Here is an 11460-nt window from a genome sequence, read left to right as displayed (position 1 = left end):
CTCCCTGCCCTCCCCCGCACGCGGGAGAGGGTTCCACTGCGGTACTCAATCGTAAAACGCGCTCTTTCACTCAGCGCCGGCCTTACTCCCTCCCCCGCCTGAACTCGGCTGTTGCCGAGTTCAGTTCCCACAAGCCGGGGCCGGAAACATCCGGCCTCGGGCGGGAGAGGGTTCACCGCTGGCAGTCGATCGCAAGCCCTGCCGGCCCCGCCCCCGACTCACGCCACCAGGTCGCGCTTCTCCGCCACCGTGGAATCCGCCGCCAGCTTGTAGACGATGGGCGCGCCGGTGTTCAGCTCGCGCTTCATGATGCCCTCAGGGGAGAGCTTCTCCAGCGTCATGATGAGCGCGCGCAGTGAGTTGCCGTGGGCCGCCACCAGCGTCGCCTGGCCGCGCAGCACGCACGGCAGGATCTCCTGCACATAATAGGGCAGCGTGCGGGCCACCGTATCGCGCAGGCTCTCGCCGCCGGGCGGGGCGATGTCGTAGGAGCGGCGCCAGATGTGCACCTGGTCCTCGCCCCACCTGGCGCGGGCGTCGTCCTTGTTGAGGCCGGAGAGGTCGCCGTAGTCCCGCTCGTTCAGCGCCACGTTGCGGGTGGTGGGCACGCCCTCCTGCCCCATCTCGCCGAGGATGAGGGAGAGCGTCTTCTGGGCGCGGGTGAGGTCGGAGGTGAAGGCCACGTCGAAGGTGAGCCCCTCGGCCTTCAGCAGCCCGCCGGCGCGCCTGGCCTCGGAGACGCCCTGCTCGGTGAGGTCCGGGTCGCGCCACCCGGTGAACAGGTTCTTCAGGTTCCACTCGCTCTGCCCGTGACGGACGAGGACGAGGATGCGGTCGGACATGGAAAGCTCCTGGGTGGTCTCCGGGCGTGGCTCCCGGCTCGGAAATCTGCGGGCAAACAATCGGCGGTCGGAAAGCGGCGCTCAGAAATCGCCGAGGCCGAGCACGTCGGCCATGGAATAAAGGCCCGGCTCGCGGCCCTTCAGCCAGCGCGCCGCCGTCAGCGCGCCGCGGGCGAAGATCATGCGGTCCTCCGCCTTGTGCACCAGCTCGATGCGCTCGGCCTGGCCGGCGAAGATCACCATGTGCTCGCCCACCACCGAGCCGCCGCGCAGGCTGGCGAAGCCGATGGCGCCGGGCTTGCGCGCGCCGGTGACCCCGTCGCGGCCGCGCTCGGAGCAGTCGTCGAGGTGGCGACCGCGGCCCTGGGCTGCGGCCTCGCCCAGCAGAAGAGCCGTGCCGGAGGGCGCATCCACCTTCTTGTTGTGGTGCATCTCCACGATCTCGATATCGAAGCTCTCGTCCAGCGTCGCCGCCACCCGGCGGGTGAGGGCGGCCAGAAGGTTGACCCCGAGGCTCATGTTGCCGGACTTCATGATGGGCGTGCGCCGGGCGGCGGCGGCGATGGCCGCGTTGTCCTCGTTGGAGAAGCCGGTGGTGCCGATGACATGGGCGATGCCCGCCGCCGCGAGGGTCTCCGCCAGCCGCACCGAGGCCGAGGGGGTGGAGAAGTCCACCACCACGTCGGCGCCGTTGAGGGTCGGGGCCGCGTCGCTTTCCACGGTCACGCCGTTGGCCTTCAGGCCGCTCATGATCCCGGCGTCCTCGCCGAGATGGGACGAGCCGGAATATTCCAGGGCGCCCACCAGAATGAGGCTCTCGGTTTCCGAAATGGCCTTGATGAGGGCGCGGCCCATGCGGCCGCCGGCTCCGGCGATGACGATGCGCAGGTGAGACACGGTTAGGTGGGACACGATTCTTGGGTCCTTCGCGTGGCCGGGCGGCACCTTTTTGAGGGACGCAGGCGCGTGTTGCGGGATGGACGGGCGTTTCCTTGCGGGATCGCCCGTCAGGCCGGCGGCGGCTCGCGCCCGGTAAAGCCGGAGATCAGGATGAGATCCGCCACCGACGCCGACTGGCGGATGGCCAGCGCCCGCTGGTAGCCGGGGGAGAAATAGCAGGCCCGCGCCGTCTCCATGTCGCGGAAGGCGATCACCACATAGCGCGACCGCCCGCGGCCATCCAGGAGCTGGTGACGGCCGCCGCGCACCAGGAACCAGGCGCCGTATTCGGCGAACGGCTCGGCGTTGGCCGCCACATAGTCCTTGTAGCGCTCCGGGTCGGTGATATCGACCTTCGCCATCCAGTAGCCGCGGGGCTTGTCGGGCGTGCCCTCGGGCGGCGGCACCGCCGACGGCTGGGGCCCCTCATAGCCCTCCACCGCCGCGATGTCGGCAATGGCGGTGGCCCGTCGCAGGGCCTTCACCGGCTGGTAGTCGGGGGCCTCGTAGGTGGCGAGCGCCGCGTCGAAGGAGGGCAGCTCCACCAGCACGTTGCGGTGGCGCTTGATGCCCTCCAGATGCTCGAAATCGCCGCCACGCACGACGAAGCGCAGGTCGTGCTCCGCCGCGTATCGGGCGTTCGCTTCCCGGTAGGTGATGTAGTCCACCGGGTTGACCACATCGAGATTGACGAACCAGTAGCCCTTCGCCATCGCCCCCTCCCGTTGCCCCGTTACCTTGCCTCAGGCTTCCCCTGCTTCAGGCGCCCGCCAGTTCCGCGAGGATGGCCTCGGCCGCCGCCACCGGATCCTCGGCCGCCGTCACCGGCCGGCCCACCACGATGCGGTCGGCGCCGGCCGCGATGGCCTGCGCCGGAGTGGCGATGCGCTTCTGGTCGCCCACGTCCGCCCCCTTGGGCCGTACGCCCGGCGTCACCACCCGCCCGTCCGGCCCGAGGATGGCGCGGACCATGGCCGCGTCGGTGGGCGCGCAGATGACCCCGGCGATCCCCGCCTCCCGCGCCTGCTCGGCCCTGAGGCGCACGGTGTCGGTCACGCCCATGCGATAGCCGGCGGTGGCCAGGTCCGCGTCGTCGTAGGAGGTGAGCACGGTCACCCCCAGCACTTCGAGCGGGCTGGCCTTGGCGCCCCGCGCGGCCGCCGCCATGGTCTGGGGATAGGCATGGACGGTGAGGATGTGCACCCCCCGCTCCGCCGCCGCCGCGGTCGCCCGCTCCACCGTGTTGCCGATGTCGTGCAGCTTGAGGTCGAGGAACACTTTCTTGCCGGCGCCGATGAGGTCGGCGGCAAGGTCGAGCCCCCCCGCGATGGAGAGTTCGAGGCCGATCTTGTAGAAGGTCACGATGTCGCCGAGCTGCCAGACTAGGGCCTCGGCCGCGCTCACGTTGGGATAGTCGAGCGCCACGATCATGCGGTCGCGGACCTTCGCATCGACAAGGCTCATGCGCCCTCCTCCGGTGCGCATGCGAGCGATGCGCCCTGTTCCCGCGCGCCGGCAGGCGCTGTGCGTTCATCCGTGGCGCCAGCGTGAGCGCCGCCCTTTTCCCGAGCGCCGGCCGAACCTGCGCCCTCCTCCATCGTGCGCCAGCGGTCCGGGGGCTGTCCCGCACCGGCGCGGAACCAGCAGCCGCCGCCGACCGGCGGCTGGTCGTGGATGCGGGAAATGGGGTAGCCCGCCAGATGGCACAGAAGCAAGGTGCCAACCCCGCCATGGCCCGCGAACAGAACGGGAAGCCGCTGATGGTCGCGACCTTCGGCGAGGGCTCGGGAGATGGCGGCGACGATTCGCGCCTGCGCGTCCTGCGCCCGCTCCCAGCCCGCAACGCTCTCATGGGGGCGGGCGAAGAAGCCATCGGCCATCTGCTGGAATTGCGCTTCCGGCAGGTAACCTGTTGCGGAACGGTCGTTCTCTTCCATCCCCTCGCGCACCTCGACGGGGAGGCCGAGGGCATCGGCGAGGAGCGCGGCGGTCTCCATCGCCTTCTCCTCCGTGGAGGAGACGATGCGCCGGTAGGGGGAGAGATCTGCGCATGCGGCAAAGGCACGCGTGCGCGCCCGCCCGACCTCCGACAGGCCCCAGCGCGGCACCGGCACGGCCGGGTCCACCAGGACCTGAGGGTGGGTGAGGTAAAGGAAGTCCGTCACGTGCGGCCCCGGCGCTGCGGCCAGCCGGGCACCGGACGGCGCCGACGGCTCAAAAACCTCAGGGCCGGCGATAGGCCCAGACACGGGCGGGGGGAATGTTTCTCCACACCCGCGGCGAACGCTCGCCCTCGATGGCGCCGGGCACCAGCGGCACCGGTGTGACCACCGCGTAAGTGAACTGCACGAAGGGCGCGCCGGCATGGGACATGTCGAACGCCTCGTTCACCATGCGGTGCCGCTCGGTCTCCGGCATGGTGAAGAGCGGCAGCGACGAGATGGTGCCGACCGCTTTGCCCGGCAGCCGGTCGGCCAACGTCTTGGCGAGGGTGTAGGCGTCGCCGTTGATCACCGTGGCGCCGGGATAGCGCAGGCGCAGCAGGGCGCAGAATTCCGGATTATATTCGATGAGGTACAGGCGCTCCGGCGCGAACCCGCGCTGGATCAAGGCCTTGGTTACAGGTCCGGTGCCCGGTCCGAGTTCGATGACCGGGCCGTCCTGCTTCGGGTCGAGGTAGCTCGCCATCATCTTGGCCAGAGCCGGGCTGGATGGTGCCACCGCGCCGGTCTTGAGCGGATTCTGGAACCACGACTGCAGAAAGCGAACCTCGTCCTTGAGATTGGGCTTCGGAAGCAAAGGCTTTTGAAGCGGCCTGCGCTGGTCGTGGGAGTGAAGCATCAACGGCACCTCGGGCGCCCGAGAGGATCGGATATCAGGCGCTTAGACGGGAAAGCAGGCGGGGTCAAGGTTCGTGCCGCCCGGCAGGGACGCGCACCAACCAGCGTCTAACCCCACTGATCGGGCAACGCCTTCTCCAACCACGGTTCGGCGACCGATTTACCGTTCGGGTTGTTTCGACCCCATCGGCTCCGGCGCCAGTACCCCGTTGAGGAGACTGTCAAGGGCGGCGGCGAGAAGGTCCTCTTCAGGTGGCGAAAGAAAGGCGGAGCAGGTCAGCTTCAGGCTCACCGTGCCATGCAGCAGGATCCAGAAGGTCAGTGCGAGCCCGCCCAAATCCTGTCCCGGCCTCAGCCGGCCGGCCCGATCCAGGGCCTCGAAGGCGCCGGCGAGCAGTTGAAATGCCGCAGCTCCCGCCTCGTCCTTGCCGCCGAGGGCGCTGGCGGCGAAGCTCGGCTCCATGAAGATCAGGCGGTAGGTCTCCGGCTCGATTCGGGCAAAGCCCACATAGGCGAGGGCCAGCGCCCGCAACCGCTTCACCGGCTCGTCGGCGGACGCGGCGGCCTCGGTCAGTGCCTTAAGCAGGCTGTGCATGCCGCTTTCACCCAGCTCCCGGGCGATGGCCTCGCGATTCTCGAAATGAAGATAGAGCGCGGCCGCCGAATAGCCGGCCGCCTCGGCGATGCGGCGCATGGTGAGCGCCTCGAAGCCCTGCTCCAGCACGATGTGCCGCGCCTCGGCGAGGATGCGGGCGCGGGCGTCTTCCTTGCGGCGGGCACGTGGCGGGGACGGCAAAAGAGGGCTCCGGGATTGACATGAACACTGTTCAATTTATGAACAATGTTTAGTGAACATCGTTCAGGAGCGTTTTATGCCCTTCAATCTCCCCTCGCAAGCCACGCCCCCCATCGGTCTCGTGGGTGCGACCGGCCCGATCGGCGCCAGCATCGCCACGGCGCTTGCCCATGCAGGGACAGGATTCGCCGCCATCGGCCGCTCGGCGCCGGGCCTTGCCCGCGCCTTCGCCTCCCGACCCGAAGCGGACTTGCGCATCTGGAACCCCGACGATCCGGCCACCATCCGCGCCGCGTTCCGGGGCCTTGAGACCCTCGCCTACATGGTGGGCGTGCCCTATGACGCCTTTCATCTCCACCCCCGGCTCATGGCACGCACCATCGAGGCCGCGGCGGCGGAGGGGGTGTCGCGCCTGCTGCTCATCGGCACCGCCTATCCGTTCGGACGGCCGCAGGCCGCGCGCGTGAGCGAGAGCCACCCGCGCGTGCCACACACCTTCAAGGGCCAGATGCGCAAGGCGCAGGAAGACCTGCTGATGGAGGCGGACGCGGCGGGCACGATCCGCGCCACCATCCTGCGCCTGCCGGATTTCTACGGGCCGGGCGTCGAGCGCAGCTTCCTCTCCGACATCTTCGCCGCAGCGGCCGAAGGGCGGCGGGCGAAGGTGATCGGCCCCATCGACCGGCCCCACGAGTTCGTCTTCGTGCCGGACGTGGGGCCTGTGGTGCGCACCCTGCTGGCGACCGACGCCGCCTTCGGCCGCACCTTCAACCTGGGCGGCGCCGGCACCATCAGCGTGCGGGAGGTGGCGGAGCGCGCCTTCGCCCTGGTGAATGCCAGGCCCAATACCAAGCCGCGCCTGATGGTGGCGAACAAGACCATGCTGCGCCTCGCGGGCCTGTTCGACCCGGTGATGCGCGAACTGGTGGAGATGAATTATCTGATGACCACGCCGGTCATCATGGACGACACGGCCCTGCAAGGCCTCATCGGCCCGGTGGTGAAGACGCCCTATGGGGAGGGCATCGCCAGCACCATGGCGGCGGCAGCCGCGGCGTCACGTGCGGCGCACGCCCCGCAGGCCGCGTGAAGGCAGTCCCGCCGGTCCGGCGCGGGGAGGCCGCTCAGGCCCCCTCGCCGGCGGCGCCCTGGAAGAATTCCTTCACCTTGGCGAAGAAGCCGGTGGATTCGGGGTGGGTCTCGCCGGAGCATTCCTTGTCGAACTCGGCGAGCAATTCCTTCTGCCGCTTGGTGAGCTTCTGCGGGGTCTCCACCACCACCTGCACATACATGTCGCCGTGGTTGCGCGCGCGCATGATGGGCATGCCCTTGCCGGAGAGGCGGAAGCGCTTCTGCGACTGGGTCCCCTCGGGGATTTTCACCTTGCTCTTGTCGCCGTCGATGGTGGGCACCTCCACCGCGCCGCCCAGCGCCGCCGTCACCATGGAGATGGGCACCCGGCAGTAGAGGTCCGCGCCCTCGCGCTGGAAGAAGGGGTGGGGCTCGATGGAGAGGAAGATGTAGAGGTCGCCCGCCGCGCCGCCGCGCACCCCGGCTTCGCCTTCGCCGCCGAGGCGGATGCGGGTGCCGTCCTCGACACCGGCGGGGATCTGCACCGAGAGGGTGCGCTCGCGCGTCACCCGGCCGGCACCGCCGCAGTCGCCGCAGGGGTCCTCGATGACATTGCCGCGGCCCTGGCAGTTCGGGCAGGTGCGCTCCAGGGTGAAGAAGCCCTGGGCGTGGCGGATCTTGCCGGCGCCGCCGCACATGCGGCAGGCCTTGGGCTGGGTGCCGGGCTTGGCGCCGGTGCCCGAGCAGGTCTCGCACGAAATCGAGGTGGGGATCTTGATCTGCGCGGTCTTGCCGGAGAAGGCCTCCTCCAGCGTGATTTCCATGTTGTAGCGCAGGTCCGCCCCGCGCCCGCGCTGCTGGCCGCCGCCGCGGCCGCGGTTCATGGCGCCGCCGAACAAATCGTCGAAGATATCGGCGAAGGAGGAGGCGAAATCGTTGCCGAAGCCGGGACCGCCGCCGCCGCCATTCTCGAAGGCGGCATGGCCGAAGCGGTCATAGGCGGCGCGCTTCTGGGGGTCCTTCAAGACCTCGTAGGCCTCGTTGACCTCCTTGAACATCACCTCGGCTTCCGGATTGCCGTGGTTGCGGTCCGGATGCCACTTCATGGCGAGCTTGCGGTAGGTGGCCTTCAGCACCGTCTCGTCGGCGCCGCGGTCGCAGCCGAGGGTTTCGTAATAGTCGCGCTTGGCCATGCTCAATCTTCACCTGCCGCAATCGGCCTGCCCTGCTGTCCCGCCCTGAGGCTTGGTGGACAGTCTTCAGCAGTCTCACCTGATCGTCACTGCCGGCCTGGAACCGGCGATCCACGCTCCCCGGCCGGAACATGCTTTCCGCGCCGCTCCGGCGGACCGGCGTGGATGCCCGGGACAAGCCCGGGCATGACGTTCGAAACCGGACGCATATCCTCCACGAAGGGAGGGTTGCCGGCGGGCGCCAGCGCCCGCCGGCAGTCAATCACGCCGACTTCTTCTTGTCGTCGTCGACCTCGGTGAACTCGGCGTCCACCACGTCGTCCGCAGGCTTGGCGCCGGCCTCGGCGCCCGGCTGCTGGGCCGCATACATGGCCTCGCCGAGCTTGAGGGAGGCCTGGGCCAGGGCGTTGGTCTTGGCGGTGATGGCCTCCACGTCCTCGCCTTCCAGCGTCGACTTGAGGTCCGCCAGGGCCGCCTCGATGGCCCCCTTCTCCACCGCGCCGACCTTGTCGCCATGCTCGGCGACGGCCTTCTCGGTGGAGTGGACGAGGGCTTCCGCGTGGTTCTTGGCTTCCACCAGGGCCCGGCGCTTCTTGTCCTCGGCGGCGTGGGCCTCGGCGTCCTTCACCATCTTCTCGATGTCGGCCTCGTTGAGGCCGCCGGACGCCTGGATGCGGATCTGCTGCTCCTTGCCGGTGCCCTTGTCCTTGGCGGAGACCTGCACGATGCCGTTGGCGTCGATGTCGAAGGTCACCTCCACCTGCGGCACGCCGCGGGGCGCGGGCGGGATGCCCATGAGGTCGAACTGGCCGAGCATCTTGTTGTCTGCCGCCATCTCGCGCTCGCCCTGGAACACGCGGATGGTCACCGCGGTCTGGCCATCCTCGGCGGTGGAGAAGGTCTGGCCCTTCTTCGTCGGGATGGTGGTGTTGCGGTCGATGAGGCGGGTGAACACGCCGCCCAGGGTCTCGATGCCCAGCGACAGCGGGGTCACGTCGAGCAGCAGCACGTCCTTCACGTCGCCCTGGAGCACGCCGGCCTGGACCGCGGCGCCGATGGCGACCACCTCGTCCGGGTTGACGCCCTTGTGGGGCTCCTTGCCGAAGAACTGCTTCACCACTTCCTGCACCTTGGGCATGCGGGTCATGCCGCCGACGAGGACCACCTCGTCGATCTGCCCGGCGGTGAGGCCGGCATCCTTGAGCGCGAGCCGGCAGGGCTCCACCGTGCGCTGGATGAGGTCATCCACCAGCGCCTCGAACTTGGCGCGGGTGAGCTTCAGGGTGAGATGCTTCGGGCCGGTGGCGTCGGCGGTGATGAAGGGCAGGTTGATCTCGGTCTGGGTCGCGCTCGACAGCTCGATCTTCGCCTTCTCGGCGGCCTCCTTGAGGCGCTGGAGGGCGAGCTTGTCGTTGCGCAGGTCGATGCCCTGCTCCTTCTTGAACTCGTCCGCCAGATAGGTGACGAGCCGCATGTCGAAGTCTTCACCGCCGAGGAAGGTGTCGCCGTTGGTGGACTTCACCTCGAACACGCCGTCGCCGATCTCCAGCACCGACACGTCGAAGGTGCCGCCGCCCAGGTCGTAGACTGCGATGGTGCCGGCCGACTTCTTGTCGAGGCCATAGGCGAGCGCCGCCGCCGTGGGCTCGTTGATGATGCGCAGCACCTCGAGGCCGGCGATGCGGCCGGCGTCCTTGGTGGCCTGGCGCTGGGCGTCGTTGAAGTAGGCCGGGACGGTGATGACCGCCTTCTCGACCTTCTCGCCCAGGAACGACTCGGCCGTCTCCTTCATCTTCTGCAGGACGAAGGCGGAGATCTGCGAGGGGGAATATTTCTTGCCGTCCGCTTCCACCCAGGCATCGCCATTGTCGGCGCGCACGATGGAATAGGGGACGAGCTTCTTGTCCTTCTCGACGGTGGGATCGTCGTAGCGGCGGCCCATGAGGCGCTTCACCGCGAAGAAGGTGCGCTCGGGATTGGTGACGCTCTGCCGCTTGGCAGGCTGGCCGACGAGACGCTCGCCGTCCTCCGTGAAGGCGACGATGGACGGCGTGGTGCGCGCGCCCTCGGCGTTCTCGATGACTTTCGGGGTGGACCCCTCCATCACCGCAACGCACGAATTGGTGGTGCCGAGGTCGATACCGATGATCTTGGCCATATGGTTTTCTCCTTGTCGGCAGGCCGACCGGGCCCTTTCGGCACCCGCGGGGGATGGCCGCAGGCCCCTCCCGCAACCGATCCGCCGGCCCCCTGAACTTTCAAATTGGGGTTCGTCGCGACAACGACGATCGAGGCGGATATAGGGGGGGTGTTTTGGCGCCGCAAGGCGTGCCGGCTCGCGGTCCGGTCCTTTTTCACGTCGGCGCGAGCAGCCGCGCGAGCCAGCCACGCGGGCGATCGCAAAGGACCATGCCGATGCCTGACCCAACCCCGGTCCTTGCCCAGGTCTTTGCCAAGGTCCCGTTTCCCGCCGCAGACGCCAGGGCGCGCGCCGCGCTCGTGGCCGTCGACCTGCAGGTGGACTTCCTGCCCGGCGGCCGCCTGGCCGTGCCCGGCGGGCACGAGGTGGTGCCGCTTGCCAATGCCGTGGCGCGGCATTTCCCCGTCGTGGTGCTGACCCAGGACTGGCACCCGCCGGGCCACGTCTCGTTCGCCTCCAGCCACCCGGGCAGGGCACCCTTCGACGAGATCGACCTGCCCTACGGACGCCAGATCCTGTGGCCCGACCATTGCGTGCAGGAGACCGATGGCGCCCGCCTGTCCGCCGCGCTGGACATCCCCCATGCCCAGCTGATCATCCGCAAGGGGCACCACCGCACCATCGACAGCTATTCCACCTTCTACGAAGCGGACCGCACCACCCCCACCGGCCTCTCCGGATACCTGCGGGACCGGGGCATCGATACAGTCTATCTTTTGGGACTGGCGACGGACTTCTGCGTGTCCTGGTCGGCGGTGGATGCCGCCCGGCACGGCTTTGCTACCCATGTGATCGAGGACGCCTGCCGGGCGCTGGACGTGGACGGCTCCCTGGCCAGGGCCCATGCCGACATGGCCGCCGCCGGGGTGCGGCGGGTGCGGCTGGCGGATGTGATCGCCTGAACGTGGCGCCCTGAGCCGCCCGCCGGCTCATACCAATGGCCGGTGAGCTTGGCTCATCGGCCATCGGCTCGCCCGCGCGGCGCTTGAGCGAGCCCACGTGCTTGGCATCGGTCTTGGTATCGGTCTTGGCCTCGGTCGAAGACCGGTGCCAATGACATCATTCGTCGAAGGCGGTCATGAGGCCGAGCGGCGCGCCGGTCGCATCGGCGACGATGGCGATGCGGCCGACGCCCTCGATGTCGAACGGCGGCCGGACCACCTGCCCGCCCTTGGCCTCAAGCAGCGCCACGCGGGCGTCCACGTCGTCCACGCTGATGTAGCCGAACCAGTGGGGCGGCACGTGGGGCGGCACGATATCGGTCTTGTCCATCAGGCCCGCCACCGGCTCCTCGCCGAGCATGGCGACATAATAGACCCGGCCGCCCTCCATGGGCATCTCGCTGAAGGTCCAGCCGAGCACCGCGCTGTAGAAGGCCTTGGCCTTTTCCACATCGTCGGTCATCAGCTCGTTCCAGTAGAACTTCGCGTGCGGTGCCATGGCCTCTCCTGCCTGATGGGCGAGCGCCGGCACCATGCCCGAACCGACCCGCCACGGCCAGTGACCCGGATCAAAAGCCGCCGCAGGGCGCAAGGACCCGCGGCGCCCGCACCTGGGACCGCCCCGACCTGCCCCGCCC

12 protein-coding genes are annotated in these 11460 nt (G+C 69.0%); 2 read left to right on the top strand and 10 right to left on the bottom strand.

The genetic code is table 11. The features are described 5' to 3' along the window. Positions 1–218 precede the first annotated feature (218 nt). From K9U41_RS19065 to K9U41_RS19035, 7 genes are all read right to left on the bottom strand, one after another. Positions 219–842 (bottom strand): 2,3-bisphosphoglycerate-dependent phosphoglycerate mutase, encoded by a 624-nt coding sequence (locus K9U41_RS19065; RefSeq protein ID WP_282642449.1) that lies wholly within the window; start codon positions 840–842, stop codon positions 219–221. 81 nt (positions 843–923) lie between these two features. Then, the gene (gene dapB, locus K9U41_RS19060; RefSeq protein ID WP_282642450.1) at positions 924–1739 is read right to left on the bottom strand and encodes a 4-hydroxy-tetrahydrodipicolinate reductase; all 816 of its coding nucleotides are present in this window, start codon (positions 1737–1739) and stop codon (positions 924–926) included. 110 nt (positions 1740–1849) lie between these two features. Further along, positions 1850–2494, bottom strand: a complete 645-nt coding sequence (locus K9U41_RS19055; RefSeq protein ID WP_282642448.1) for a DUF1330 domain-containing protein — start codon at positions 2492–2494, stop codon at positions 1850–1852. A gap of 46 nt (positions 2495–2540) precedes the next feature. After that, complete coding sequence (gene pyrF / locus K9U41_RS19050; RefSeq protein ID WP_282642447.1) at positions 2541–3245, bottom strand: orotidine-5'-phosphate decarboxylase; 705 nt, start codon at positions 3243–3245, stop codon at positions 2541–2543. Further along, positions 3242–3946 carry a histidine phosphatase family protein gene (locus K9U41_RS19045; protein ID WP_282642446.1) on the bottom strand — a complete coding sequence of 235 codons (705 nt, stop codon included), beginning with the start codon at positions 3944–3946 and terminating at the stop codon, positions 3242–3244. The genes pyrF and K9U41_RS19045 overlap by 4 nt, the downstream gene beginning before the upstream one ends. A gap of 58 nt (positions 3947–4004) precedes the next feature. Continuing rightward, positions 4005–4622, bottom strand: a complete 618-nt coding sequence (locus K9U41_RS19040; RefSeq protein WP_282642445.1) for a class I SAM-dependent methyltransferase — start codon at positions 4620–4622, stop codon at positions 4005–4007. 159 nt (positions 4623–4781) lie between these two features. Beyond that, on the bottom strand, positions 4782–5417 hold the full coding sequence (locus K9U41_RS19035; protein WP_282642444.1) for a TetR/AcrR family transcriptional regulator: 636 nt from the start codon (positions 5415–5417) through the stop codon (positions 4782–4784). A gap of 76 nt (positions 5418–5493) precedes the next feature. Between K9U41_RS19035 and K9U41_RS19030 the strand changes: the two genes are divergently transcribed. Continuing rightward, complete coding sequence (locus K9U41_RS19030; protein WP_282642443.1) at positions 5494–6507, top strand: NAD-dependent epimerase/dehydratase family protein; 1014 nt, start codon at positions 5494–5496, stop codon at positions 6505–6507. 34 nt (positions 6508–6541) lie between these two features. On the opposite strand, the gene dnaJ is transcribed toward K9U41_RS19030, so the two are convergent. Together dnaJ and dnaK are read right to left on the bottom strand one after the other, a co-directional pair. Then, positions 6542–7681, bottom strand: a complete 1140-nt coding sequence (dnaJ, locus tag K9U41_RS19025) for a molecular chaperone DnaJ (RefSeq protein ID WP_282642442.1) — start codon at positions 7679–7681, stop codon at positions 6542–6544. A 262-nt stretch (positions 7682–7943) separates the two neighbouring features. Next, positions 7944–9839, bottom strand: coding sequence for a molecular chaperone DnaK (dnaK, locus tag K9U41_RS19020; protein ID WP_282642441.1), 1896 nt, complete (start codon positions 9837–9839; stop codon positions 7944–7946). Between the two features lie 155 nt (positions 9840–9994). Here dnaK and pncA point away from each other — a divergent pair, with 155 nt between their 5' ends. Further along, a complete protein-coding gene (pncA, locus tag K9U41_RS19015) occupies positions 9995–10783 on the top strand; it encodes a bifunctional nicotinamidase/pyrazinamidase (protein WP_282642440.1) in 789 nt (262 codons plus the stop codon). Between the two features lie 157 nt (positions 10784–10940). Here the strand turns inward: pncA and K9U41_RS19010 are convergent, their stop codons facing one another. Continuing rightward, positions 10941–11321, bottom strand: a complete 381-nt coding sequence (locus K9U41_RS19010; RefSeq protein ID WP_282642439.1) for a VOC family protein — start codon at positions 11319–11321, stop codon at positions 10941–10943. Positions 11322–11460 lie beyond the last annotated feature (139 nt).

Source organism: Xanthobacter autotrophicus (assembly GCF_029991245.1).
Lineage (GTDB): Bacteria > Pseudomonadota > Alphaproteobacteria > Rhizobiales > Xanthobacteraceae > Xanthobacter > Xanthobacter autotrophicus_C.
The sequence above is the reverse complement of the archived record's forward strand: the minus strand, read 5'-3'. Positions and strand labels throughout refer to the sequence as shown.